The organism is Bacillus salipaludis (assembly GCF_004358205.1).
Window position 1 is genome coordinate 1 of sequence record NZ_SMYO01000009.1, and the last position, 24,578, is coordinate 24,578.

General features: G+C 38.8%; 26 protein-coding genes and 1 pseudogene. 19 read left to right on the top strand and 8 right to left on the bottom strand.

The window, feature by feature from the left end:
- The 5 genes and pseudogenes from E2K98_RS18740 to lsrF form a co-directional block, all read left to right on the top strand.
- Nucleotides 1-250 (top strand): annotated as a pseudogene (locus tag E2K98_RS18740) (histidine ammonia-lyase); the annotation flags it as partial.
- Nucleotides 251-329: 79 nt separating this feature from the next.
- Nucleotides 330-479: a hypothetical protein gene (locus E2K98_RS31065; RefSeq protein WP_165976316.1), complete on the top strand. Its 150-nt coding sequence runs from the start codon at nucleotides 330-332 to the stop codon at nucleotides 477-479.
- Nucleotides 480-621: 142 nt separating this feature from the next.
- Entirely contained in the window at nucleotides 622-2,184 is a 1,563-nt protein-coding gene (gene lsrK / locus E2K98_RS18745; RefSeq protein ID WP_133336807.1) for an autoinducer-2 kinase, read from the top strand.
- Between the two features lie 21 nt (nucleotides 2,185-2,205).
- Nucleotides 2,206-2,562: a cupin domain-containing protein gene (locus E2K98_RS18750; protein WP_133336809.1), complete on the top strand. Its 357-nt coding sequence runs from the start codon at nucleotides 2,206-2,208 to the stop codon at nucleotides 2,560-2,562.
- Between the two features lie 15 nt (nucleotides 2,563-2,577).
- The gene (lsrF, locus tag E2K98_RS18755) at nucleotides 2,578-3,369 is read left to right on the top strand and encodes a 3-hydroxy-5-phosphonooxypentane-2,4-dione thiolase (RefSeq protein ID WP_133336811.1); all 792 of its coding nucleotides are present in this window, start codon (nucleotides 2,578-2,580) and stop codon (nucleotides 3,367-3,369) included.
- Between the two features lie 42 nt (nucleotides 3,370-3,411).
- On the opposite strand, the gene E2K98_RS18760 is transcribed toward lsrF, so the two are convergent.
- Nucleotides 3,412-3,804 carry a thiol-disulfide oxidoreductase DCC family protein gene (locus E2K98_RS18760; RefSeq protein WP_133336813.1) on the bottom strand — a complete coding sequence of 131 codons (393 nt, stop codon included), beginning with the start codon at nucleotides 3,802-3,804 and terminating at the stop codon, nucleotides 3,412-3,414.
- A gap of 136 nt (nucleotides 3,805-3,940) precedes the next feature.
- On the opposite strand from E2K98_RS18760, the gene E2K98_RS18765 reads away from it, so the two are divergent.
- Entirely contained in the window at nucleotides 3,941-5,020 is a 1,080-nt protein-coding gene (locus tag E2K98_RS18765) for an NAD(P)H-dependent flavin oxidoreductase (RefSeq protein WP_133336815.1), read from the top strand.
- Between the two features lie 281 nt (nucleotides 5,021-5,301).
- Nucleotides 5,302-5,949, top strand: a complete 648-nt coding sequence (locus E2K98_RS18770) for a phosphatase PAP2 family protein (RefSeq protein ID WP_133336817.1) — start codon at nucleotides 5,302-5,304, stop codon at nucleotides 5,947-5,949.
- 87 nt (nucleotides 5,950-6,036) lie between these two features.
- Here the strand turns inward: E2K98_RS18770 and E2K98_RS18775 are convergent, their stop codons facing one another.
- The 4 genes from E2K98_RS18775 to E2K98_RS18790 form a co-directional block, all read right to left on the bottom strand.
- On the bottom strand, nucleotides 6,037-6,705 hold the full coding sequence (locus E2K98_RS18775; protein WP_133336819.1) for a DUF2642 domain-containing protein: 669 nt from the start codon (nucleotides 6,703-6,705) through the stop codon (nucleotides 6,037-6,039).
- A gap of 186 nt (nucleotides 6,706-6,891) precedes the next feature.
- Nucleotides 6,892-8,058, bottom strand: coding sequence for a hypothetical protein (locus E2K98_RS18780; RefSeq protein ID WP_133336821.1), 1,167 nt, complete (start codon nucleotides 8,056-8,058; stop codon nucleotides 6,892-6,894).
- A 66-nt stretch (nucleotides 8,059-8,124) separates the two neighbouring features.
- Entirely contained in the window at nucleotides 8,125-8,625 is a 501-nt protein-coding gene (locus E2K98_RS18785; protein ID WP_133336823.1) for a hypothetical protein, read from the bottom strand.
- Between the two features lie 155 nt (nucleotides 8,626-8,780).
- Nucleotides 8,781-9,848 carry a CotH kinase family protein gene (locus E2K98_RS18790; RefSeq protein WP_133336825.1) on the bottom strand — a complete coding sequence of 356 codons (1,068 nt, stop codon included), beginning with the start codon at nucleotides 9,846-9,848 and terminating at the stop codon, nucleotides 8,781-8,783.
- 281 nt (nucleotides 9,849-10,129) lie between these two features.
- Here E2K98_RS18790 and E2K98_RS31740 point away from each other — a divergent pair, with 281 nt between their 5' ends.
- The 8 genes from E2K98_RS31740 (at nucleotide 10,130) to E2K98_RS18825 (ending at nucleotide 16,554) form a co-directional block, all read left to right on the top strand.
- On the top strand, nucleotides 10,130-10,957 hold the full coding sequence (locus tag E2K98_RS31740; protein ID WP_133336827.1) for a hypothetical protein: 828 nt from the start codon (nucleotides 10,130-10,132) through the stop codon (nucleotides 10,955-10,957).
- 42 nt (nucleotides 10,958-10,999) lie between these two features.
- A complete protein-coding gene (locus E2K98_RS31745) occupies nucleotides 11,000-11,584 on the top strand; it encodes a hypothetical protein (protein ID WP_235824859.1) in 585 nt (194 codons plus the stop codon).
- 60 nt (nucleotides 11,585-11,644) lie between these two features.
- Complete coding sequence (locus E2K98_RS31750) at nucleotides 11,645-11,956, top strand: hypothetical protein (protein WP_165976317.1); 312 nt, start codon at nucleotides 11,645-11,647, stop codon at nucleotides 11,954-11,956.
- A gap of 30 nt (nucleotides 11,957-11,986) precedes the next feature.
- On the top strand, nucleotides 11,987-12,220 hold the full coding sequence (locus E2K98_RS31755; protein ID WP_133336829.1) for a hypothetical protein: 234 nt from the start codon (nucleotides 11,987-11,989) through the stop codon (nucleotides 12,218-12,220).
- A 370-nt stretch (nucleotides 12,221-12,590) separates the two neighbouring features.
- Nucleotides 12,591-13,949, top strand: a complete 1,359-nt coding sequence (locus E2K98_RS18810) for an arsenic transporter (protein ID WP_133336831.1) — start codon at nucleotides 12,591-12,593, stop codon at nucleotides 13,947-13,949.
- Nucleotides 13,950-14,322: 373 nt separating this feature from the next.
- The gene (locus tag E2K98_RS18815) at nucleotides 14,323-15,045 is read left to right on the top strand and encodes an amino acid ABC transporter ATP-binding protein (RefSeq protein WP_133336833.1); all 723 of its coding nucleotides are present in this window, start codon (nucleotides 14,323-14,325) and stop codon (nucleotides 15,043-15,045) included.
- 20 nt (nucleotides 15,046-15,065) lie between these two features.
- A complete protein-coding gene (locus E2K98_RS18820) occupies nucleotides 15,066-15,845 on the top strand; it encodes an ABC transporter substrate-binding protein (RefSeq protein WP_133336835.1) in 780 nt (259 codons plus the stop codon).
- A 61-nt stretch (nucleotides 15,846-15,906) separates the two neighbouring features.
- Complete coding sequence (locus tag E2K98_RS18825) at nucleotides 15,907-16,554, top strand: amino acid ABC transporter permease (protein ID WP_133337219.1); 648 nt, start codon at nucleotides 15,907-15,909, stop codon at nucleotides 16,552-16,554.
- A 49-nt stretch (nucleotides 16,555-16,603) separates the two neighbouring features.
- On the opposite strand, the gene E2K98_RS18830 is transcribed toward E2K98_RS18825, so the two are convergent.
- The gene (locus E2K98_RS18830; RefSeq protein ID WP_133336837.1) at nucleotides 16,604-18,430 is read right to left on the bottom strand and encodes an LTA synthase family protein; all 1,827 of its coding nucleotides are present in this window, start codon (nucleotides 18,428-18,430) and stop codon (nucleotides 16,604-16,606) included.
- A 185-nt stretch (nucleotides 18,431-18,615) separates the two neighbouring features.
- Between E2K98_RS18830 and E2K98_RS18835 the strand changes: the two genes are divergently transcribed.
- Nucleotides 18,616-20,001, top strand: coding sequence for a glycosyltransferase family 2 protein (locus tag E2K98_RS18835; RefSeq protein ID WP_133336839.1), 1,386 nt, complete (start codon nucleotides 18,616-18,618; stop codon nucleotides 19,999-20,001).
- A 38-nt stretch (nucleotides 20,002-20,039) separates the two neighbouring features.
- On the opposite strand, the gene E2K98_RS18840 is transcribed toward E2K98_RS18835, so the two are convergent.
- Together E2K98_RS18840 and hemQ are read right to left on the bottom strand one after the other, a co-directional pair.
- Nucleotides 20,040-21,386, bottom strand: a complete 1,347-nt coding sequence (locus tag E2K98_RS18840) for a D-serine ammonia-lyase (RefSeq protein WP_133336841.1) — start codon at nucleotides 21,384-21,386, stop codon at nucleotides 20,040-20,042.
- Between the two features lie 103 nt (nucleotides 21,387-21,489).
- Complete coding sequence (gene hemQ, locus E2K98_RS18845) at nucleotides 21,490-22,233, bottom strand: hydrogen peroxide-dependent heme synthase (RefSeq protein ID WP_133336843.1); 744 nt, start codon at nucleotides 22,231-22,233, stop codon at nucleotides 21,490-21,492.
- Nucleotides 22,234-22,515: 282 nt separating this feature from the next.
- Here hemQ and E2K98_RS18850 point away from each other — a divergent pair, with 282 nt between their 5' ends.
- The 3 genes from E2K98_RS18850 (at nucleotide 22,516) to map (ending at nucleotide 24,498) form a co-directional block, all read left to right on the top strand.
- Nucleotides 22,516-23,235, top strand: coding sequence for a YebC/PmpR family DNA-binding transcriptional regulator (locus E2K98_RS18850; protein WP_133336845.1), 720 nt, complete (start codon nucleotides 22,516-22,518; stop codon nucleotides 23,233-23,235).
- A gap of 145 nt (nucleotides 23,236-23,380) precedes the next feature.
- Entirely contained in the window at nucleotides 23,381-23,596 is a 216-nt protein-coding gene (locus E2K98_RS18855) for a hypothetical protein (protein ID WP_133336847.1), read from the top strand.
- A gap of 161 nt (nucleotides 23,597-23,757) precedes the next feature.
- The gene (gene map, locus E2K98_RS18860) at nucleotides 23,758-24,498 is read left to right on the top strand and encodes a type I methionyl aminopeptidase (RefSeq protein ID WP_133336849.1); all 741 of its coding nucleotides are present in this window, start codon (nucleotides 23,758-23,760) and stop codon (nucleotides 24,496-24,498) included.
- The last annotated feature ends 80 nt before the right edge of the window (nucleotides 24,499-24,578 follow it).

A 24,578-nucleotide genomic window follows, 5' to 3' on the forward strand; every position in this document is an offset into this window, starting at 1 on the left:
CGCTCATCAAATTATTCAAAATGCAAGAAGAGTTCTTGCGATTGAATTGATTTGTGCCATGCAGGCTGTAGAATACCGTGGTGTGGATAAAATGGCTACACAAACAAGAAGACTTTACGAAAAGGGAAGAGAAATTGTTCCTTCTATTAAAAAGGACCGAATATTCTCTAAAGATATCGAAAAAGCCGCAGAAGCTTTAAAGACAATCGATTTGACAACATTCATACAGCAATTTAATGATGTTAAATAAAAGTTTAGGCCCAAAAATGAAGTGACTTTGCTAGTATTCGTCTATTTTTCACTGCAAATAATTATTGGAGGAATTGAAAATGTGGGTTATCACTCTTTATTCTATAGATAATATTAAAATGTATGAATATGAAAAAGAGGAGGAAGCAGTAGAAGCCTTCAAAAAGATTCAAGGCACCAAAATTCTTTCTGAAATTGTCTACTTTAATGATCCTTGTTTTTTAAATTAATGCTTAAAACCCTGTATGAATCATACAGGGTTTTTTTCTCTTATGAAAGGGACAAGGCAATTCAGTTCTTTTTAAAAAAATTGCGGATATATTTCTTGTAAGCGGTGACAAAATTAAAAACCTGATATAGAGGTGAAGCCAAATGGAGTACATTCTCGCCTTTGATGCCGGAACGGGCAGTATTCGGGCGGTATTATTTGATCTGTTTGGAAATCAAATCGGTGTTTCGCAATTTGAATGGAACCATTTAGCGGATGAACGGATCCCCGGGTCAATGGATTTTGATTGGGAAACAAACTGGGGCTTGGTTGTCCAATGTATTCAAAATGTATTAAAAGACACAGGAATTAACGCAAGGAATATCAAAGCCATCAGCGCAACAGCCATGCGTGAAGGAATTGTCCTTTATGATGATCAGGGTAAGGAGATTTGGGCGTGCGCCAATGTGGATGCAAGGGCCTCAGAGGAAGTTAAGGCGCTAAAAGATCTAAATTCCGGAATAGAAAAAGAGATTTATAACGTATCTGGACAAATGTTCGCTCTAGGTGCATTGCCAAGGCTGTTATGGATTAAAAACCATTTACCGGAAATCTATGAAAAAGCAGCGGCGATGACGATGATTAATGATTGGCTTCTTTTTAAACTATCTGGCAAGCTTCAGGTCGACCCATCAAATGGCTGTACCACCGGTATTTTTGATTTAAGGAAACGGGATTGGGAAAAGAAAACGGCCAGTTTATGCGGAATTAAAGAGAATTTATTTCCTCCTGTAAATGAGGCAGGGACAGTCCTAGGGGCATTGACGGATGAGACCGCAGTCTTAACAGGATTATGTCCTGGAACCCTTATTGTCTCAGGAGGAGGAGATGCGCAAATGGCTTCTATTGGCGTAGGGGCTGTTCTGGAAGGGCAAACGATGGTTTCAGGCGGCTCCTTTTGGCAGCAGGAAGTCAATGTTTCAGAACCCATCGTAGATAAAGGGGGACGAATACGGGTGAACTGTCATGCGGAACCAAACCTATGGCAGCTTGAAACCATTGTCTTTTTCCCCGGTCTTGTAATGAGATGGTTCCGTGATGCATTTTGTGACATGGAAAAAGCAGAGGCGGCTGCAACCGGAGTCGATCCATATGAGATTTTAGAAGAAAAAGCCAAAGATGTGCCGATTGGCGCGAATGGAATTATCCCGATTTTTTCCGATACGATGAATTTTGGTTCCTGGCGGCATGCGGCTCCATCCTTTATAAACCTCACACTTGATCCTCAGAAAACTGGAAAGAAAGAACTCTTTAAATCCCTCCAAGAAAATGCAGCCTTAATTACTTTAGGAAACTTAAAATTGATTGAAGAAGCAACAGGTACTTATCCAGAGGAGGTAATTTTTGCAGGGGGAGCTTCGAAAGGAAAGCTGTGGAGCCAGACCCTTGCAGATGTCTTAGGGGTTCCGGTTAAGGTTCCTGTGGTAAAAGAAGCTGCCGCATTAGGCACAGCTTTATATGCAGGTATCGGGGCAGGACTCTATGAAAATATTGAAAAAGCAGTCGAACAGGTAGTGAAGTGGGAGCGGACCTACCAACCTAATTTAGAAAATCATAGGGTTTATCTTGAGATTTTTAAAAAATGGAGGCGTGTCTATAAAGAACAGCTGATCCTAGCCGACCGTGGTTTAACCACTAATATGTGGAAAGCACCTGGATTAGATTAATTTTTGAAAGGGGTGAAATGGATGAAGAAGGTGAATGAAAATGAATTTGAATACCGGTTTGGGGACAACGGACCAAAATACTTAACAAAGGGGCCCAACGTGGATGTGGGAGTTGTAGTATTGAAGCCGGGACAGGACTTTCAAAACCATTATCATTCCGTTTGTGAAGAAATTTTCTATATCCTAGAAGGTGAAATTGATTTTTATATCAATGGGGACCATATTCCGGCAAAGCAGGGGGATATGATTCAATGCCGGCCACATGATTCCCATTATTTAATCAATCAATCTGAGAAACTATTTAAGGCTGTGTTTATAAAGTCCCCGCATATTGCGGAACGGGATACTGTAACTCTACCGAATCCTGTCATTAAATAAAGGAGTGTGTTACGAATGAGCTGGGGGTTTCAAAACCGTTTGAATAAAATTTTGCCCAATAGAAGGGCCGTCATGCTGGCGATTGATCATGGGTACTTTTTGGGGCCGATTAGGGGATTAGAAAAGCCGGGTGAAACGGTAAAAGATCTTCTTCCATATACAGACTCCCTCTATTTAACGAGGGGTACACTCGCATCTTGTATTCCCAATGATACGGAAAAACCGATGGTCCTGCGTGTATCTGGCGGTCCGACAACGGTTGGTAAGGATTTGGCAAATGAAACGATTGTCACCTCTGTGAAAGAGGCGATCCGTCATAATGTGGTAGGGGTGGGTGTTTCTGTTTTTATTGGCTCTGATTATGAAACGCAAACGGTTACGAATCTTGCACATGTTGTCAGTGATGCCCATGATTACGGACTCCCGGTTTTAGGGATTACTGCGGTCGGCAAAGAGCTTGAAAAACGGGATGCGAGGTTCCTTGCATTAGCTTCAAGGGTAGTAGCGGAAATGGGGGCAGATATTGTAAAAACCTATTACTGTGAAAATTTCGAAGAGGTGACAAGCAAGTGCCCGGTACCGATTGTGATCGCTGGGGGACCGAAGTTTGATACAATCCGGGAAGCACTCGAGATTACGTATAATGCAATGGAGCAAGGAGCGGTTGGGGTGGATATGGGGAGGAATATTTGGCAGTCTGATTACCCGCTTGCGATGATTCAGGCGATCCATTCGATTGTGCATGAAGGTTTTTCCGTGAAAGAAGCAGTGGAATTATATGAAGCGAATACCAAAATGAAAGCATAAAACAATACACGCCTGAAACCTATAGTGTAGGTTCAGGCTTTTTTAATCCAAAAACCTCTTTTTCAACTCCGGTGAAGGGAGCATACAGCTGTTTTTCTTGCCAAACCATGTATAGCGGTTTTTCGCTATGATATCATATATGTAGTCTCTAATATTCGTTGGGATCATCATTAGGATTGCGAACAGCTTCCATGCACCTTTGAGCTCCCGACAAACCCGTAATGCAGCTGTCGATTTCATATAGACCTTATCGTTTTCAATTAAAACAAAGCTATTAAGATCAGGTGCGAGACCATATTTCGTTATCATTCGGTTTCCAGTTTCTCCTTGGAGGGATGCGAACTTAAATTTCCCAGATACATCTCGCTTGATAATAAACTGCACACTATGATTACATAAATTACATACACCATCAAAAAGAACAATTCGCTCCATCTCATCACCACCCATTCTGATATAAATCCGGTATCCGCTCCACACAGACAAAACAAACGGTTTGTCCACGGACGGTGCCTGTCACTATTTAAACAACTGATTAATCATATTATATTATGAAAGGCGGAAGAAAAGCATGTGGCAAAATGATTTAACAAATCAGTTAGGTATTCAATATCCGATTATTCAAGCTCCAATGGCGGGGGGGCCGACTACGTCAAAATTAGTTGCGGCAGTTTCGAATGAAGGCGGCCTCGGAACAATTGGTGCAGGTTATCTATCTCCAAGTCAAATCCGGCAACAAATACAGGAAGTAAAACAGTTAACGGAGAAAAACTTTGGAATCAATTTATTTGTTCCATCAAACTATCAACAGGATGAGCAAAAAATAATGACAGCTAAAGAACTTCTCCAACCAATTGAACAGGAGCTAAAAGTTGACTCCACCGTTAAAATCCCAACTTATGAACAGGACCTGGAAACTTTTCATGAGCAGATACAGGTCGTTGTGGAAGAACAAGTGCCGGTTTGTTCCTTTACATTTGGAGTGCCTTCCCAAGAAATCATCGATCATTTAAAAAAGAATTCAATTATCGTCATCGGTACGGCCACAACTGTTCAAGAAGCCATCCTAAACGAACAGGCTGGTATGGATATGGTCGTTTTGCAAGGAAGTGAGGCCGGTGGACACCGCGGTACCTTCGAAAATAATGCAGAGCAAGGTTTAATCGGTTTAATGTCGTTAATTCCTCAGGCGGCAGACCAAATAAACCTTCCCATTATCGCTGCGGGAGGCATTATGGATGCAAGGGGAGCAATTGCTGCAAAATGCCTTGGAGCGCAGGCCGTTCAAATGGGAACCGCCTTCCTCGTATGTGAAGAGAGTGGAGCATCGCAAGTACATAAGGAAACCATCATCAAAGCCTCCGAAGACCAGGTGGTATTGACGAAAGCTTTTTCAGGGAAAATGGCAAGAGGAGTGAACAATCGTTTTATCGAAACAATGAAAATAAACGAGCACATCTTGCCGCCATATCCAATTCAAAATGAATTAACAAAAGGGATTCGCAAAGCATCCTCCACATCACGAAACCCGGAATTTATGTCTCTTTGGGCAGGTCAAAGTCCGCGATTAGCGAAAGCTTCAACTGTTCAAGAATTAATAAACCAGTTAATTAAAGATACAGAAGTATTAAAGAAGAGGTTATCATTTTAAATAGTAAGGAAAAAATGTTAAAATAAAACTAATGTACAATTTTCAAGTTTAGCATCAATCATTACAAAATTTATTCAGCCAACAAATGTAAGGACCAAACGAAGGTGTCCGCCTGAGTTTCGTCCTTTTTGTTTTACCAAATTTTATTATAAAGTTGTAGTCTAATTGGGAATATCATGCACAAAAACTATGTATATGGTACTATAAACTAGGAGTCTTTTGATTTTTAAAAAATGAATGAATTAAAATGGATTACCAATCTTTAAAGGGAGGAATAAACAATGAAAATAGTTATCAAAAAAGCTCCATACTTGCTTTTATTGTTTGTAATTCCCCTATTGGCGAGTATTTATCAAATCCTAAATGAACGGACACATAAAGCAGTAGATATTTCCACTTCTGTTGACCAGGTTATTCCCTTTCTGCCTTTATTTATCATTCCCTATATTGTGTGGTATGGCTATATTTTTTGTTATTTAATTTATTTTTGCTTTAAAGACACAAAAGTATATTTAAAAACATTGATTCTTATTGTCGTTGCAGAACTTATTTGTTTTATCGTGTATTTCTTTTTCCAAACGACCGTGCCAAGGCCCGAATTAATAGGTAATGGCTTGCTAATCAAGCTTGTCAAATGGATATATGCAAATGATCAGCCAGTCAATTGCTTTCCAAGCATTCATGTCCTAACTACTTTTACAATTATGCTTGCTTCATTGCATTTAAAAAACAAACACATTCTTAACACACTGTGTATAAATATAGTAGGGACCTTAATTATTGTTTCCACATTATTTGTTAAGCAGCATGTCATTTTTGATATGATTGGCTCTGTCATTTTAGTAACCTTTTTATACGGGGTAACTTTTGAACTATTATACTTTCGTGTTAGTGAAAAATCAGAAACGGTTTATCTCAAAAATAAATAGATCCTTTTGGAGGGAAGAAGCGGACTAAATCAGTCCGTTTTTTTTTTTCAAAAAAAAGTGTCCTGGAAAGACACTCCGTAAAATATTTTAGGTCATATGAACAGTTTTGACGTGTTGTAGATGCAAGTACACCGGATCTTCTTTAGCCCTAATAATTTCCACAAAATTATTTTTTATCCCCTGAACTTTCCCTATAAAATTTTCACTTTCTCCCATATTAAAAACAATTAATTCTCCAACTAACTTTTCAATTTGTACTTCAAAAGACCTTGCAAAGGAAAGGTTTGAAGGATTCACTGGGAAATTCGTGTTACTTAGTCCATAAGGACGTTGATTTTCTGAATAAGGAATTAACCATTTTAGATGGTTGAGGGAAATAAACATTGTTTTGTAAATGGGGGAGTAAAAAATGAAATAATTATTCATGATGCTAATAATGTATCCATGTAATGCTTTGTTTCCAGTTACATAGATTTCTGTAAAAATTCCTTTTGCGGAAGTAAGTGTCTTTCGTAGGGATATTTCTTCGTTATGATTATAGATTGGGGAAGGTTCTGATGAAATATAAAACTCATCAATTTCATCTTCGTCAAGAAATTGCCAATTTTGAATATGGATAGTAGGTATATATAAATAATCATAGCCATCAAACAGGACCCATAAATCACTTCCGATGTCGATCAGCATGCCACTTATAATTTTTTTACCTGAAATCTCTAGTTTTATATATTTTCCGATCTGTTCTTTTAAATTCATAAAATCTTATCCTTTCATAGGATTTGAAATATACAAGATGAGATGGACTGGTGTTTAAGGGAATGACCTTGAATAGACCAGTCCAAATCATTTTGTAAGCATTTCTTTAGGATGCTATAAGGGACATTGACATGGAAGAGAATTATGATGATTTTCATAATGACTACCTTGATAGAGGTTGTGGAATTAGAAACGGTTCGCTCTATTTCTCCTACTTGGCCAGCCGGCGAATGGGAAAGCACCTTCGCTATTATGTGAAATCGGTTCGCCCGCAAAACGATTTGGCCGTTTTTCCTCAGCCTTCTGAATGGTCGCAGCACTGGTTTCCACGGTTTTCTTAGTATCTCTTGTTTCCTTCACTGAGCCGAAGATATTTGCTGTATCGCTAAACTTTAAAGCAGTTGTTTCTTTCTTTGTTTCTTTCTTTGTTTCTTTCTTTGTTTCTTTCGTTGCTTTTACTTCTACAACATCTTTCCTTGAGGAGCTCTTAGACTTTGAACTTCTCTGATCCTTAGTGGAACTGGAACGTTTGCTTTTCTTACTTTTTTCTTCCTTGGATGAAGTAGTGCGATCACTTTTGGATGATTTTGTTTGTTGGTTTGTTGATTCCTCTTTTTCAACAGTTTTCGGTTTAATGGATTGTGACCAAACCAATGCAGCGGAATTATCAACAGGTAGTTGACTGAAAAGATCAATGCTTTCTTCTTCCTCGATAGCGGTAATTTCCTCTACGATGTCGATTGTTTCGTTCGAACTATTTTCTGCTTCTTCCTCTTGATATGTTACCTCTGTTTCATTTTGCTCTTCATCATTGGAATCTGAATCTGAGTCTGATTCTGAATTCGTATCTGAATCTGATTCAGAATTTGTATCTGAATTTGAGTCTGTTTCTGATTCTGATTCTGAAATTGAGTCTGAACTGCTTGAGTTTTCTTCAATAACTCCTTTTACAATATTGGAGACATGAGATAGTTTAATTAGAATTCTTTCTTCACCGCTAACTAAGGTGACGAAATCGGAGTCCACTTCACTGACAATCCCGCTAAACGTTTGCTTATTTAAACAAAGGATACTTACCCAAGAATGAGTTAATGAATCGAGTAAATCTTTTAAGCTAGTCGTTTTTAAAAATTGATTTGAAACTTCCTCACTTTGGAACTCTTTTGTGTTCTTTGTGATCGCTTGGATCTTATCTAGACTATAATAAAAAATGTAATTATTTTCGTTTTCTAAAATGATATGGTCTTCTTCTACGCCCATTAGTTTTCCTTTGACTATTTCTTCACCTACATACAGATTTACACTAAAGCCTTTTAATAAATCCAGAGTAGATGAAAATCGATCTTGGCTCATTCATAAATCCTCCTTATGGGATTAATTGTCGCTTCCCTGTAAAGAGAAGCGACGAGTTTCAACTCATTATTTTTTCTTGTCGTTATTTTTGCTCTTATCCTCTTTGCCCTTATCTTCAGATCCTTTTTCGCCTTCATTCGTATTTTCAACTTTTAGGCCGTAGCTGATATTTCGAATATGGAACATAGAGAAGCGAACAATTTCATCCTTCACAATAATGGCTACATAATCCGGAGTAATCTCACTAAGCACGCCTTCAATGCTCTCAGGACCACGGTTCATGTGTACCCATTGATATTGCAAGCTTTTTAACAAATCGTTGAAGGTAGTTGCCTTTTTATATTCAAATCCTTCTGGTGCTTCTACCCCAGCATCGATTTTGTCCTGGGTGCTTTCCGTAATACTTTTGATATGCTGCATATTGTAGTACAAGATACCATCCTTTTCGGTTAATAAGATAAATCCGTCATCGAAAACCTCTAATAATTTTCCAACCCTTGAATTTGGACCATGTCTATCAACCTTAATGGTTTTGCCGACAAAGTTACTCATCATTTCTTTATTCATACCACCATTTTCCTCCTTAAAATTAAATAAACATTTACACTGCATCTATATGTATCACGGGGTGATGTTGTACTATTATAGGTGCCTGTTTTTCAATTTTGAGGAAAAAATAGGCAAAAAAAAGTATATGGAATTTGCCATATACTTATCTTTGCCTATTTAACGGTCATCATCTGTTCTTTAAGGTAAGAATTTCGTTTTTTAATAAAACTTAGAATGTATAATTTTTCTTTTTCAAGTGTTTGTTCATTAATGGTTAAATAAGGATCAAGACCAATATAGGGCTTGAGTTCATTAAATAGGTCCGTGATAATGGGTTCAAGGTTTTTAACAGTAAATTGATTTTCTAAGGCAGATGAAAGAGTGGTTACATACTTTTCATTAAAATGCGGGAAAGTGAGAAGTCTGTTCGTTAATGTATTGTAACCAGTAATTGGCACGAAATCATGGCTTAATTTCCTCCCGTGAAGATCCCTTCCCCAAGTGCCATCATAATCCCAGGGAGTCATTTCATAAAGATTGCTTTTCCCATTATGATATAAAGCATAATTATGAATAAACCCATCAAAATTTTGCGTACAAACGACTCCTGTCAACCATTTTACATATTGATCAGTATCCAAAAATTTAGGGATAACTTTTTCAAAATCATCGTTATTTAAAGTGTTTACCTTTGCAATAAAATCTTCTAGTCTTGCAAGATCCTTTTCTGACCCATACTTGACTGTATACCCCTCATCTAAGCTGGTTTTTAATTTATTTTTTGGAGTGGTTAGGGAGAAGTTTGCATGATAATTAGTGGCATAAATAATTGCCCCCTGAGGCAGATTTCTTTTTTTCAATAAGTATTTGTCGAAAGATTCAAGCTCTAAATAAATCCCTTTACAATATCCATTAATAAAAAGAAGAACATGCTTAGAACGCGGCGAAATTACTCCTAAGGAATGAAAAAAATCCAGTGCGAGTTTGTTTCTGCTTAGAGAGATATCCGAATACTCTGCATTAAGGTGGATTTCATGGGCTCCATTTACGGTATAGGGTTTTTTAAAAATGATGTGATATGATTTTTTTTTCTTCTTTCTGATGACGTTTCCGCGGTAGGCAAGGGTAATTGCATAATGATTTCCCTCCATTTTTAGCACTGCTGGCACAGGATCCGTCCAAATATCCTGTTCTAAGTTTTTTAGTATTTTTGGATTTATAAAGATTTCATATTTAAGCAACTTATATACCCCTAAATAAATTATTTTTAGAATTGTATGCTTTGAGATAGGTAAATGTGCAGTTTTGTAAAATTCCAATATACAAAGAATTAGGTGAATTTTATTAAAAATATATAAATGTCCATGTCAATCCCGACAGTTTTCCCATAAGTTAGAAAGGAAAATATTTATTTTTGGAAGTGGTGAAAAAATGGTATTAAAGTTGGACATGGACCAATTATTAGCTATGGCGAAAGAAAATGGTGTGTTAGCCTTTCTAGATAGTAATCCAAAAGAAGTCGTTGCAAAACATAAAGGAAAGGGGCCTAAATCCCAGGGCGGTAAAAAAGGACCGAAATCCAAAGGGAAAAAGAATAAGTCCGACAGCAGTGGATCCAGCGGCAGCAGCGGTAGCAGCGGTAGCAGCGGTAGCAGTGGGTCCAGCGGTAGTCACGGCAGCAGCGGATCCAGCGGTAGTAGCGGTAGCAGTGGATCCAGCGGCAGTAGCGGCAGCAGCGGCTCCAGCGGCAGTCGTGGTAAAAGAAGATCCAGTGGAAGTAAAGGCAGCAGCGGATCCAGCGGCAGTCGTGGTAAAAGAAGATCTAGTGGAAGTAGCGGCAGCAGCGGATCCAGCGGCAGTCGTGGTAAAAGAAGATCCAGTGGAAGTAGCGGCAGCAGCGGATCCAGCGGCAGTCGTGGTAAAAGAAGATCCAGTGGAAGTAGCGGCAGCAGCGGCTCCAGCGGCAGTCGTGGTAAAAGAAGATCCAGTGGAAGTAGCGGCAGCAGCGGATCCAGCGGCAGTCATGGTAAAAGAGGATCCAGTGGAAGTAGCGGCAGCAGCGGCTCCAGCGGCAGTCGTGGTAAAAGAAGATCCAGTGGAAGCAGCGGCTCCAGCGGTAGTTCCGGTAGTAGCGGTAGTAGCGGCTCCAGCGGCAGTCGTGGTAAAAGAAGATCCAGTGGAAGTAGTGGCAGCAGCGGATCCAGCGGCAGTCGTGGTAAAAGAAGATCCAGTGGAAGTAGCGGCAGCAGCGGCTCCAGCGGTAGTTCCGGTAGCAGTGGTTCCAGCGGGAGCAGTGGGTCCAGTGGTAGACAAAGTTCAAGTCGGAGCAAGGGTATCCGCGGCCCATTAGGTAGACGTCATCGTTCAGGTTCTTCAGGCAGCAGTGGATCAAGTGGAAGCAGTGGTTCCAGCGGCAGTCACGGAAGCAGCGGATCCAGCGGTAGTAGTGGATGTAGCTGCGGTAGTTCTGGTTCATGTGGTTCTAGCGGTAGTTCCGGAAGCAGCGGTTCCAGCGGTAGTTCCGGAAGCCGTGGTTCCAGCGGTAGTTCCGGAAGCAGCGGTTCCAGCGGTAGTTCCGGAAGCCGTGGTTCCAGCGGTAGTTCCGGAAGCAGCGGTTCCAGCGGTAGTTCCGGAAGCCGTGGTTCCAGCGGTAGTTCCGGAAGCAGCGGTTCCAGCGGTAGTTCCGGAAGCCGTGGTTCCAGCGGTAGTTCCGGAAGCAGCGGTTCCAGCGGTAGTTCCGGAAGCCGTGGTTCCAGCGGTAGTTCCGGAAGCAGCGGTTCCAGCGGTAGTTCCGGAAGCAGCGGTTCCAGCGGTAGTTCCGGAAGCAGTGGTTCCAGCGGTAGTTCCGGAAGTAGCGGTTCCAGCGGTAGTTCCGGAAGCAGTGGTTCCAGCGGTAGTTCCGGAAGTAGTGGTTCTAGCGGTAGTTCCGGAAGTAGCGGATCGAGCGGTAGACAAAGTTCAGGTCGTGGACCATTAGGAAAACGTCACCGTTCAGGTTCCTCAGGAAGCAGCGGCAGTTCCGGCAGCAGGGGTAGCAGTGGATCACGTGGAAGTTCCGGAAGTAAGGGAAGTCATGGTTCTAGCGGTAGTTCCGGAAGTTCCGGAAGTAAAGGAAGTCATGGCTCTAGTGGTAGTTCCGGAAGTTCCGGAAGTAAAGGAAGTCATGGCTCTAGCGGTAGTTCCGGAAGTTCTGGAAGTAAAGGAAGTCATGGCTCTAGCCGTAGTTCCGGAAGTTCAGGCAGCTGGGGCAGTAGCGGGTCAAGTGGACGAAAAAACTCAAGCGGAAAAAAAGGCAGTTCAAATGGAGATAATGGTTCTAAAAGTAAGCGCCGCAAGCATACCAGTATAAGCAGCGGCTCCAGCGGCAGTTCCGGGTCAAGTGGCAGTAAGGGGAATCATAAATCTGCCGGAAGTAAAGGCTCAAACACCAACCCAGGAGGCCATACATCTAGCGGAAGTAATGGCAGCACGGGCAACTGTTCCTGTGAAGATAATAATCATGGTTCAAATGGAAGCACGGGTGACCATGATTCTGAGAAAAAGTCGAAATATCGCGGAAGTACAGGTAACAGCCAAAATAGAAGAGAATTCCGAGGAAGTCTTGGTTCGCTAGGAAAAAAGAGTAAAAAACGGTAATTAAATAGGATAATAGAAACTGATTGAAAACTTATAGTTTCAATGATTTAGAAAATTTAATTAAAAATTGTACCGGTACATTCAACTGTACCGGTTTTTTTATTTTTACTAAATGTCTGGGCTGATGCCCGTCAAAGCCTTTCCGTGTATTCGCCTATTGGACAAAAAGTGGGTAAAAATCTAGGAAATATTTGTAGGGTTTTTGCTGAATTATCAATAATTCGAGATATTCGTTTAGTTCAAGCCTCCAAAATTTACGTATGATAAAACAAAGGACAAGGGGTGAACGAAACGCAAAACAGAAAGGTTTTATCAGAAGTTTGACATCAAGGGAGTGAAAAATTTACATGTATTCGTTGTCGACGGTAATCATCACCATCTTATCATTTATCCTTACCATGGTTTTGATATTTCTCCGTCCTAAAAACATGAACGAGGCAATCCCTGCAACAATCGGAGCCATTATAGTTTTCCTTAGCGGAAGTGTTTCGCCCGGGGATTTACTGGATATAAGTTCAAAAGTAACAGGAGCAGCCATAACCATCATAGCCACAATTGTCATGGCCATAGTGCTTGAAAGTTTCGGATTTTTCAAGTGGACTGCTGCTCTCATGTTAAAAGTTTCAAAGGGATCGGGAATTCGACTATTTTGGTATACGTTGTTGCTTTGCTTTTTAATGACTCTATTCTTTAATAATGATGGAAGTATTTTAATCACTACACCCATTTTAATATTAATTTTAAAAAACCTGGGGTTAAAGAATCGTCAAAAAATTCCATACCTTCTCAGTGGTGCCTTAATTGCAACCGCTTCAAGTGCGCCAATCGGTGTAAGTAATATCGTAAACCTGATTGCCCTAAAAATTATTGGAATGGATCTCTATTTACAAACAGAAATGATGTTCGTGCCAGGGGTGCTAGGTCTACTCTTCTTAGCCTATTTATTGTATTTAGTCTTTAAAAAGGATATTCCAAAAGAAATTCGCTTCCATTCCTATTCGATTCCACTCCAGAAAAACCGCCGCTACCATCCACTCCAAAAAAGTAATGATAGTTTATTTCAACAACAAAAGAAACTTATGATTTATATGCTGTTATTTGTATTTTTGGTTCGAATTAGTTTATTTGTTGCCTCCTTCATGGGAATATCCGTATCATTGGTTGCCGTTTTAGGTTCATTAGTTTTATTAATTTGGCGATGGATTTATCTTAAGATAAATCCCAAAGATGTAGCCGGCAAAATTCCTTGGCATATCTTAATATTTGCCTTCAGTATGTATGTAATCATTTTTGGTCTCCATAATATAGGTCTAACAAACTATTTACTAATACACTTAAAGCCGATTGTTAATGATAGTCTGTTTCATGCAAGTATTACCATGGGGATTATTACAGCTGTGTTAGCGAACATATTTAATAACCATCCTGCCTTAATGGTTGCTACTTTAACCTTAACCGAAATGGGACTAGACCCACTTTTATTAAAATCCGTATACTTATCTAATATTATTGGCAGTGATATTGGTTCGCTCATTCTGCCAATCGGTACTTTAGCCACTTTAATATGGATGCATATTTTAAAGAAAAACCATATTCCAATTTCATGGAAGGATTACATGAAGGTCACCATAATCGTGATTCCACTTACCATGATCTTTACCCTGATTTCTTTATACCTCTGGCTTTTACTAGTATTTGTGAAATAAATATTTCCAGGATCCATCATAGATGGATCCTTTTATTTTGATTAGAAAATAAAACATCAAGGTTATAGATTTATGTAGAAATTTTAACCTCTTTATACAAAATGTATAAATTTTAAGAAAAAAACTATACTTCTTGTCTAATAGATGCACTTTCTTCCTTTTGATATAATATTTGAAGAGAATGAAAATTCAGAATGTTCTTCTGAAATGTATTCACACACAATTTAACAAAAATATTATACTAGGAAAAAATTATTTGATTAAAGGAAATAATACTTTTTTAGTTTTATAGTATAGCCTTAAAGGATTGTGATTCCTTAAATCACAACTCTAAGCAAACCTTAAAATTTATATACACCAAAAGGAGGTAGACATGATACAAGTTAAAAACCTTGTAAAAGCATTCGGCTCTAATACTGTGTTGGATGGAATCGATTTAACCGTTGAAGAAAAAGAAGTTATTGTCTTAATTGGTGCCAGCGGTTCAGGAAAAAGCACACTCCTTCGATGCCTTAATTTCCTTGAGCTCTATGACCAAGGGGAGATCACCCTGCTTGGAAAAAGGGTTGTTCCAAATGAGTCAAATTTGAATAATATCCGGGCGGAAGTTGGGATGGTGTTTCAACATTTTAACCTTTTTCCTCATAAAAATGTTCTGGAAAATATTATGGAAGCCCCTTTATTTGTAAAAAAAGTGGACAAGCAGCAAGCAAAAGAAAAAGCGCTTAATTTGCTCGAAAAAGTAGGGTTAAAGGACAAAGCTCAAGCATATCCAAGGAATTTATCAGGAGGGCAAAAACAAAGAGTAGCTATAGCCCGTGCTTTAGCAATGGAACCTCGGATTATGCTCTTTGATGAGCCGACCTCAGCGTTGGATCCCGAACTTGTCGGTGAAGTTCTCCAAGTCATGAAGCAACTTGCTAAAGAAGGGATGACGATGATTGTAGTGACCCATGAAATGGGATTTGCTCGTGAGGTTGCCGACCGTGTTGTATTTATGGGAAATGGCAAAATTTTAGAAGAAGGTCCACCAAATGATTTCTTTCTTAATCCAAAGCATGAAAAAGCTAAACAGTTTTTAAATAGTATTTTATAAAAATAACGAGGAGGATTTTCATGAAAAAGAAATGGGGATTGGGTTTATTTATCGGAGTTATTATTGCTGCTTTGATGCTTTCAGCCTGCAGTAATAAAACAAGTACTGACTCAACAAAGCAAAAAGAATTTCATTACGCGATGAGTGGATTGTACAAACCTTTTAATTTTAAAGAAAATGGCAAATTACAAGGCTTCGATGTAGAAATCGGGCAAGCACTTGCTAAGAAAATGGGAATGAAAGCTGTCCCTGTCACAAATCCTTGGGAAACCCTCATTCAGGGGCTGCAAGCAAAAAAATATGACGCAATTATCGGCAGTATGACAGTAACGGACGAACGAAAAAAATCAGTTGATTTTACCGACACGTATTATCGATCTGGAGCACAAATTTTTGTATCTGAAAAAAACAATAGCATTCATTCAGATTCTGATTTAAAAGGAAAGAAGATTGGTGTTGTCAAAGCAAGTACCTATAAGGACCTGGCATTAACCTATACGGATAAAAACAATGTTGTAGAATATGACAGTGATATTACTGCGCTTATGGATCTACCAACAGGCAGATTAGATGCAGTGATTACCGATCAAATGGTTGGCTTTCCAATTATTAAAGCAGGTTCAATTAAAATAAAAGATATTGGAGAACCGTTAACACATGATGATCAAGCGATTGCTGTCCGCAAAGAAGATAAGGAATTAAAGGAAAAACTTAATAGGGCATTAAAGGAAATCATAAAAGATGGAACCTATGAAAAAATTAGCGATAAATGGTTTGGACGCAATATTTTAGGAGAATAAGAGCAGTGTAAGGGTGTGGATTGAATCACACCCTTTTCAATAAGATAGGAAGGTGATTATTATTTTTGATATTGTTTTAAACACCTTTGATGTTTTTCCAAAAGCAGCCTTTCTAACCTTGAGGTTAACCATTACATCGTTATTAATTGGAAGTATCATTGGACTTATATTCGCATTTTTTAGAATATCTACAAATAAATGGTTAAATAAATTTGCAACTCTATATATCGGATTAATTCGAGGAACTCCTTTAATTGTACAAATTGCTATCCTTTATTTTGGAATTGCTTCGGTTGTTACACTTTCACAATTTTGGGCAGGAGCCTTAGCATTAGCCATTCATAATGGAGCTTATATTGCTGAAATATTTCGAGGTGCCATTCAATCTGTTGATAGCGGTCAGATGGAAGCAGGACGTTCTCTAGGTATGAGTTATCCCCTTACCATGAGAAGGATTATTTTACCTCAAGCATTTAAATTTTCCATCCCGCCGCTTGGAAATCAATTTATCATTGGGTTAAAAGATTCTTCTTTAGTAGCCTATGTGGGAATGTCGGATTTATGGGGTTCTGGATTAAGTGAAGCAGCAGCCAATTACCAACAATTGCAAACATATATAGTTGTTGGCTTTTACTATTTGGTCCTAGTTTTAATTTTTACCTTCCTTTTAAGAAAAATGGAGAAACGTATGAGTCTAGATATCAAATAGAATGCAAAAAAGGACAGAGAGGGAGTCTCTGTCCCTTTTTGTTCTCAAGTCATTTCAGTTTTGGCAGCGATTTAACATATTGATCTGAGAGTTTCATGTATTCGATGATCTTTTTTTCTTCCTTTATGGCACGATTCGGTGCCGTCCTTTCTTTTCGTCCGTTCAGACTTAAAATTTCCCCCTGATCATTGGTTTTACCAGGAGAAAAACGATAAGACTGGTTCACAAATGTTCCCGTCGGGGCATAAAAGCGAATTCCGATTTGATTCTTATTTGTATTAAGCAAATCAGTTCCAAATACAATTTGTTTGCTAATATTGAGGCCTAAAAGATTCGCAACGGTTGGATAAATATCTACCAGACTACCGACAGTAGGAATTTTCTTCGCTTTTTCCACTGATGGAACCTTCACAATTAAAGGGATATTTAAATGGTCTAAAACAGAATCATATTTTCTCCCGAAAATCTGATGAACTAATTGTTTATCCTGTTCACTTTTCATTTGCAGACCTTGATGGTCACCATAAACGACGATTACCGAGTCCTTATAAAGACCTTTTCGCTTCAAATCCTCCACGAATTTTCCGAAAGCATAATCCGCATAGCTAACCGATTTAATATAGGAGCCAACGAAGGAATTGTCATATTCCTTTGGCAATGGAACCGTATAGGGTTGTTTCGAATCCGGAAGCTTAAACGGAAAGTGACTGGATAAAGCAATAATATTTGCGTAAAATTTCTTTCCGTTTCGATGGAAGTCAGCTAATTTTTCAATTGTTTTTTTATACATCACCTCATCCGAAACACCATATGAAACGATATCGTGAGTACCAAAATACTTTTTATCATAATATTCATTAAAACCTAAGGACTGATAAAGGCGATTTCTGTTCCAAAAAGAAACACTATTGGCATGAAAGGTAGCGGTATGGTAGCCATTTTCCTCAAGCATTTTAGGAAGACTCGGCACCGCTTTTCCTTCAATTGCAGTAGACATCGGCACACCTCCTAAAGGATAGATCGATGTATTGGTAATAAATTCGGCATCCGATGTATTGCCTTTTCCCACTTGAGAGTAAAAATGTGGGAAATAATAGGAGCTCCTTAGCAGCTGATTTAAATTAGGAGTTACCTCCTTGCTATTTATTTTTAAGTTAATAAAAAAATTTTGAACGGATTCTAATTGAATAATGATCAAATTTTTATCCGATGCAACCCCGTGCAGTCTCATATTGCCATTATCCGGGCTATGCCGATTCTTTTCTAAGGTTTCTGCGCTAATGTCATTATTTGAAAAAATAGACTGGATATCCGTAGCTGCCTCTGAAAACTGATAGCCCATAATCCCTAATTGTTCATATTTACTTAATTCATTTATGATATTAGAAGATGAAAATAGGCTTGTACCGGTAAAAAATAATAAAAAGGCAATGGTCAACCCGAAAAGTTTTGGCCCTAGTTGTAATTGACTAAATGGTAAAATACGCTTAAGTTTTGGCCAAAAGCAAAGCAAAATAAAATCGAAAAATAACCATATATACTGGAGTTTGAATAGTGCAACAATACTGTCAGAAATTTCTCCAACCTGGTCAATCTCTCCTAAAGATTTATACGTAAAAATGGTGTTGTAGTAATCAAAATAGAGAAGGGTGGTTAAGCAAAGAATAGAATATCCAAAGTTCAAGATCAAAAGCAAAATACTTGAAACCCTGTTTCGAATAGAAGATACTGTAATAATAAATAAGGCCAAAAAGGCCATTTCCGTTAAAAAACCAACTATATTTAGCTCATCCATAATCGAATACTTTACATAAAGTGATTTTAATAATAACGATAAAAACACAAATAGTCCGAGTTGAGAAGTTCTTTCTTTCATCCTGCACCTGCCAGTATCATTTTTGATTGTTTTTTTCTATCCTTGCCAATATGATATGCAAGATATAACCCCAGAATCGAAAAACCAGTTTTAGGTTAAAACCTTCCGTTTTAAAAACGCCCTTTATGGATACCCTTATTGAAAAGGGGTAACAGACACACACCCCATTAAAGCTGAGGTGTACTATGTTTATCATTTTAGTGGCAATTTGTTTAGTGCTGACGGTTGGATATGGTGTTTTTACACATGGCTGGAGTGAAGCTTCGGAGTTCGGGATTTACCTATTTTTATTAGCCGTACAGGCCATATCTCTATTTTTTGTCGGCTATCAAACCTTTATGAGTTATGCAGGACTTCGAAAATTTAAAAAGACGGTCATCAAGGAGCCTAAAAATAGCTTTGCTGTCCTTGTTGCAGCACACAATGAAGAAAATGTAATCAGCCAAATTTGTGAGAATTTAAAGAATTTAAACTATCCAAAAGACTTATATGATGTATATGTTATTTGTGATAATTGCTCAGACGGCACAGCATCTGCGGTCCGTGCTACAGGTGTGAAGGCGATGGAAAGACATGATCTGACTCACAAGGGAAAAGGCTTTGGGCTTGAGTGGATGTTCGAACGCTTATGGGAGATTGAAGAGGACGGAACCTCCTATGATGCAGTGGTCATGTTTGATGCCGATAACCTGGTCGGAAGGGATTTTTTACAGATTATTAACTCCAAGCTGATGGAAGGACATGATGTCGTTCAAGCCTACTTAGATTCTAAAAATCCTGAAGATACATGGGTAACCAAATCCTATTCGTTTGCGTACTGGTCAACGAATCGAATTTATCAGCTAGTCAGAGAGAATTTAGGTTTAACTGCCCAACTAGGCGGGACAGGGGTTACGGTCACCACCAAGGTTTTAAAAGAAATTGGCTGGGGAGCCACTTCCTTAACAGAAGATCTTGAATTTACGCAAAGATATATTTTAAAAACAGGAAAAAGAGTCGCTTGGGCCCACGATGCAAAACTATATGATGAAAAACCGTTAGGTTTTAAGCAATCCTTTAGACAGCGAATCCGTTGGATGCAGGGACATTTTGACTGTATGACAAGATATACATTTCCATTACTACTCGAAGGGATAAAAAAACGAAAGTTCATGCTTATTGATTCTGCAATCTACTTAGTCATGCCTTCCCGATCAATTTTGGCATTAATTCTGATTATTGCCGGATTTCTTTCTTATACAGGGGTATATGAGGTTGATGGCTTTTTAGGAGATGTTGTTGATAAGTCTATAATCTTTGATGGGTGGATTTACGGGACCTTTATTGCGGCCTATTTATCCTTGCCAATTCTTGCGATGATTTTAGAGAAAAAAGGGAAAAAACTTCACTGGTTTTTTGTTTCCTATATTTTTGGACTCTCCTGGATTCCCGTTACGATTTTAGGGTTTCTAAAAAAGAATCAGAGAGAATGGAACCATACCGTTCATACCCGTGCTGTAGCCATCGAGGAATTAGAGTTAGAACCGGAAGAAGAAACTGAAACAGCCTATCAAGCATCTCCAACAAAATGATAAAAAACATTGGGTATGGTTGCCCAATGTTTTTTTGATTAAATTTTTGATGATCGTTCATGCCCTTTTTGATAGTAAACCTCAAGCATTTCTTGCGGTACCATACTTCCGCCAGTTGCCCATACAATATGGGACGCATTTTTCATCTTATCTTTTAAGTTGTGTTTCGTGATATAACCAGAACCATTTTTAAATAATTGGACCGGACCCGCCATACCTGCTAATGCGGAAGGTTCTAAGCGAATTTCTTCTTGGTCCACTAATTCCTTTAAATGCTGGTAAAGCTGCTCATCACTGACGGTATAACAGCCACTTAAAAAAGGCTCAATGGTTTTCCCAACAAAACCGGATGGCCTGCCAACTGCCAACCCATCGGCATCTGTACAATTATCAATCCCTATATCCTGAACAGAAATTTTATCGTGAAGTCCGGTTACTAACCCAAGCAGCATACAAGGGGAGTGTGTGGGCTCGGCAAAGAAACAATGGACATGATCCCCAAACAATTGTTTTAATCCAAAGGCCACACCACCGGGACCGCCGCCGACTCCGCACGGAAGGTAAACAAATAGCGGGTGGTCTTCATCCACCCTTACAGCTAATTCCTCTAATTGATTTTTTAGTCGCGAAGCAGCAACAGCATATCCTAAAAATAAATCATGAGAATTTTCATCATCGACGAAATAACAGTTCGGGTCGGCTTCCGCTTGAATTCTGCCTTCCTCAACTGCTTTACTATAATCTGCCTCATATTCGATCACATTAACGTTTTTGCTGCGAAGAAGTTCTTTTTTCCATGATTTTGCATCGGCTGACATATGAACCGTTACATGAAAACCTAGCTTTGCACTAATAATGCCAATACTTAGACCTAAATTTCCAGTTGAGCCAACTGCGATGGAAAAACCTGAGAAAAAGGTACGAAACCGATCACTGTCCATGATAGAATAGTCATCCTCTAGTTTTAATATTCCATGCTCAATTGCCAATTTCTCTGCATGCTTTAAAACCTCATAAATTCCACCTCGTGCTTTAATCGATCCGGAAATCGGCAGGTGGCTGTCACATTTTAACCATAATTCTCCTTCAATCGATTCTTCGTTGGCTTGTTGTAAATATTGTTTCATCGAAGGAATTTTCACTAAAGAAGACTCGATTATTCCGTCTGTTGGTTTCGTTTCAGGGAAAACCTTTGCAATGTAGGGTGCAAACCTTTTTAATCTTTCCTCAGCATCACGAATATCATCCTGGGTTAACGGGGCTTTTTCAATCCCTTCTTTACCGGTTTCAAGATGAGGATTGACCCAAAAAACTTCATCCAATGCTATTAAATTTTGTAGCAGGGGATGTTGCGCGATTAGTGTTTTTTTGTCAAGGTTATTCATAAATTTACCTCCACTTGTATTTCTGGGATAAATTTAGTTTAACACATCAGAAATGGATAACTGGCTAGAAAATAGAAAATGACGGCAGATAACCGTATTTTTTCTATTTTTGAAAGAATTGATTGATTTGATCTTGTGTTAAAAGATTACCGATGTAGAAGGATCCGAAAATCCCGTAAACAGCGCTGACCTCATCAAATCTTGTTTCATAGATTAATTTTTTAAATTGTAGGGCATCATCACAAAATAAGGAAACGCCCCATTCATAGTCATCAAGACCAACGGAACCTGTTACAATACGTTTCACCTGCTCCGAATAAGGTTTTCCAGTATCAATATGTTCAAACATTAACCGTTTCCGTTCCTCCATAGGAAGCATAAACCAGTTCGTTTTTTCGCCGCGAAGTTTACTCATTGGATAAAAGCAAATGTATTCTGTTTTTGGGATTGAAGGATAAAGTTTTGCCCTTATAGCAGGATCTTCAAATGGATTTGTTGCCATTTGTGAGTAACTGCTTTTTTCGATAACGGAAACATAGGAATAAGCAGGTTTGGTGTAATCTGAGAACAATGTTTTATTAAATTCTGTCTTCACTGCGATTATTTCTTTCATTGTAGGACGTAGTATCATAAACATTAGATCGGCCTTTTGTCCTGCAACCGTATAAACAGTATGGCTGCCTTGTTTATTTTCCTCGACCAATTCCCATTTACTTAAAAGAGCTTTAAATTCAGTTAATGCCTGTTCGCGCTGTGCTTCAGTTGCAGCCTTCCATTTTGGCCAATCAATATTCCGGAAATCATGTAAACTATACCAACCCTCAATGGTTTTCATTGCTTGATTCATTATTATCACTCCAAAATAGATTTCAATCTCTTTAATAAAAATGATAATCATTTTCATTATATTTTGATGTGATTTAAATCACATTTTAAAAAGCTTGCTATACAACGCGTTCATTACGTGAAGAAAAAGGTATAAACCCTATAAGAGTTATCTATTTTTTAGTCATTTTATTGATTTTTGGAGGGAGGATACTAGAGACACTTAACAAATTGCCCATTTTACGATAATATTATTTAGTGAATTATTTCAGTTGATTCAATGTTGAAAGAGAGTTGGAAGACGATGGGACGTAAGTGGAATAATATTAAGGAAAAGAAAGCGTCTAAAGATGCAAATACAAGCCGTATTTATGCGAAGTTTGGCCGTGAAATTTATGTAGCTGCAAGACAGGGCGAACCAGATCCTGAATCCAATACAGCATTAAAAGTTGTACTCGAACGCGCGAAAACATATAGTGTACCAAAACATATTATTGACCGTGCGATTGAAAAAGCAAAGGGTGGTTCAGAGGAAAGCTATGACGAGCTTCGATATGAAGGATTTGGACCAAATGGTTCTATGGTAATTGTTGATGCGTTAACAAATAACGTAAACCGTACTGCTTCTGACGTGCGTGCTGCTTTCGGAAAAAACGGCGGTAATATGGGAGTAAGTGGTTCTGTTGCCTATATGTTTGATGCCACAGCTGTTTTTGGTATTGAAGGGAAAACAGAGGAAGAAGTCCTTGAAATCATGATGGAAGCTGACGTAGATGTTCGTGACATTATTGAAGAAGAGGAACAGGTAATTGTTTATGCTGAGCCTGACCAATTCCATGCTGTTCAACAAGCCTTCAAAAATGCCGGCATTACGGAATTTACTGTTGCTGAATTAACCATGCTTGCACAAAATGAAATTACCCTTCCTGAAGATGGACAAGCAAAATTTGAAAAGATGATTGATGCACTTGAAGATTTAGAAGATGTTAGGCAAGTGTACCACAACGTTGACTTAGGTGAATAATTGGTCAAGCAGCCCTTTTTAGCTAAACTGGGCTGCTTTTAATTGCCGCCAATAATTTAAGGAAAGCCCGCCCATTCCATGGACATCTATCCCATATATATTAAAGAAAGTAAGGCTTATACCTAGCAGGGAGAGGATGGACATAATGAATCTTAGAACACACGGAGGGCATCATGGTGGTTATGGTGGCTTTGGGGGTTACGGAGCACCGTTTGTCGGAGGACTATTAGGAGGTCTAACAGCCGGTGCACTACTATCTCCTGGGATTGGCTACGGCGGCTATCCTTACCCGGCAGCTGTTCCATATCCAGCGCCCTATACAGCCCCGTATTATCCATATGGTGGATATCCATACTATTAAAACATTGACTTTCTATTTTGGAAGACACTTACTCGATTAAGAAGTGTCTTTTCGTTTTAAAAGGATCTATTAGAGGCTAGGACTTGGATTTTTAAAAGACTACGGGTAAAATTTATTACATAAAAGAATTTATGACAAAATTTTAAGATTGGGGATTTACCATGATTGTAAAAACAGAAGAAGATATTAATGGCATAAAAGAAATCGGCCGAATTTGTGCGGCTATTCGAGATGAATTAGTCCAAAAAGCTAAACCAGGTATCACGACAAAAGAGTTAGACGAAATTGCAGGTGGGCTTTTTGAAAAAGAAGGAGCCGTTTCTGCACCAAAAGGAGAATATGATTTTCCTGGCTATACTTGTATTAGTGTGAATGAAGAAGTAGCCCATGGTATACCGGGAAATCGAGTGATTCAAGAGGGGGATCTCGTCAATATTGATGTTTCAGGTTCCAAAAATGGATATTTCGCCGATACCGGCATCTCGATTGTCGTGGGAGAAGGAGATCCTGTGTTAAAGAGAATCTGCGAAGTGGCACAAGAAGCTTTTGAAGCCGGTCTTAAGAAAGCAAAGCCGGGTTCAAAAATAAATGGTATGGGGAAAGTAGTTTATCAGACGGCTAGAAAACAAGGATTCACCGTGATCAAAAACCTTACGGGCCATGGAATTGGACGGACCATCCATGAGAAGCCTGAATATATTTTTAATTATTATGAACCGTCAGAGAGTGGCTTGTTACGTGAAGGAATGGTTATTGCATTTGAACCATTTATCTCTACACATGAAGAGGAAGTGCTCGAAAAGGGTGACGGCTGGACCTATATAACCGAACAAAGCCGCGTTGCCCAATATGAACACACCCTGATTATTACCAAAGACGGTCCGATTATTGTCACAAAATAAATCAGCAAAGGTCTCAAAAAGAGGCCTTTTTTGCTTACCAACATCCCCATTTGAAACCATTTTCAATTTTTTCCGTATGT

Bases quoted from the DNA above. Each gene is read 5' to 3' on its own strand.
- E2K98_RS31065 (WP_165976316.1), top strand. From the start codon at position 330: ATGTGGGTTATCACTCTTTATTCTATAGATAATATTAAAATGTATGAA.
- lsrK (WP_133336807.1), top strand. From the start codon at position 622: ATGGAGTACATTCTCGCCTTTGATGCCGGAACGGGCAGTATTCGGGCG.
- E2K98_RS18750 (WP_133336809.1), top strand. From the start codon at position 2,206: ATGAAGAAGGTGAATGAAAATGAATTTGAATACCGGTTTGGGGACAAC.
- lsrF (WP_133336811.1), top strand. From the start codon at position 2,578: ATGAGCTGGGGGTTTCAAAACCGTTTGAATAAAATTTTGCCCAATAGA.
- E2K98_RS18760 (WP_133336813.1), bottom strand. From the start codon at position 3,804: ATGGAGCGAATTGTTCTTTTTGATGGTGTATGTAATTTATGTAATCAT.
- E2K98_RS18765 (WP_133336815.1), top strand. From the start codon at position 3,941: ATGTGGCAAAATGATTTAACAAATCAGTTAGGTATTCAATATCCGATT.
- E2K98_RS18770 (WP_133336817.1), top strand. From the start codon at position 5,302: ATGAAAATAGTTATCAAAAAAGCTCCATACTTGCTTTTATTGTTTGTA.
- E2K98_RS18775 (WP_133336819.1), bottom strand. From the start codon at position 6,705: ATGAATTTAAAAGAACAGATCGGAAAATATATAAAACTAGAGATTTCA.
- E2K98_RS18780 (WP_133336821.1), bottom strand. From the start codon at position 8,058: ATGAGCCAAGATCGATTTTCATCTACTCTGGATTTATTAAAAGGCTTT.
- E2K98_RS18785 (WP_133336823.1), bottom strand. From the start codon at position 8,625: ATGAATAAAGAAATGATGAGTAACTTTGTCGGCAAAACCATTAAGGTT.
- E2K98_RS18810 (WP_133336831.1), top strand. From the start codon at position 12,591: ATGTATTCGTTGTCGACGGTAATCATCACCATCTTATCATTTATCCTT.
- E2K98_RS18815 (WP_133336833.1), top strand. From the start codon at position 14,323: ATGATACAAGTTAAAAACCTTGTAAAAGCATTCGGCTCTAATACTGTG.
- E2K98_RS18820 (WP_133336835.1), top strand. From the start codon at position 15,066: ATGAAAAAGAAATGGGGATTGGGTTTATTTATCGGAGTTATTATTGCT.
- E2K98_RS18830 (WP_133336837.1), bottom strand. From the start codon at position 18,430: ATGAAAGAAAGAACTTCTCAACTCGGACTATTTGTGTTTTTATCGTTA.
- E2K98_RS18835 (WP_133336839.1), top strand. From the start codon at position 18,616: ATGTTTATCATTTTAGTGGCAATTTGTTTAGTGCTGACGGTTGGATAT.
- E2K98_RS18840 (WP_133336841.1), bottom strand. From the start codon at position 21,386: ATGAATAACCTTGACAAAAAAACACTAATCGCGCAACATCCCCTGCTA.
- hemQ (WP_133336843.1), bottom strand. From the start codon at position 22,233: ATGAATCAAGCAATGAAAACCATTGAGGGTTGGTATAGTTTACATGAT.
- E2K98_RS18850 (WP_133336845.1), top strand. From the start codon at position 22,516: ATGGGACGTAAGTGGAATAATATTAAGGAAAAGAAAGCGTCTAAAGAT.
- E2K98_RS18855 (WP_133336847.1), top strand. From the start codon at position 23,381: ATGAATCTTAGAACACACGGAGGGCATCATGGTGGTTATGGTGGCTTT.
- map (WP_133336849.1), top strand. From the start codon at position 23,758: ATGATTGTAAAAACAGAAGAAGATATTAATGGCATAAAAGAAATCGGC.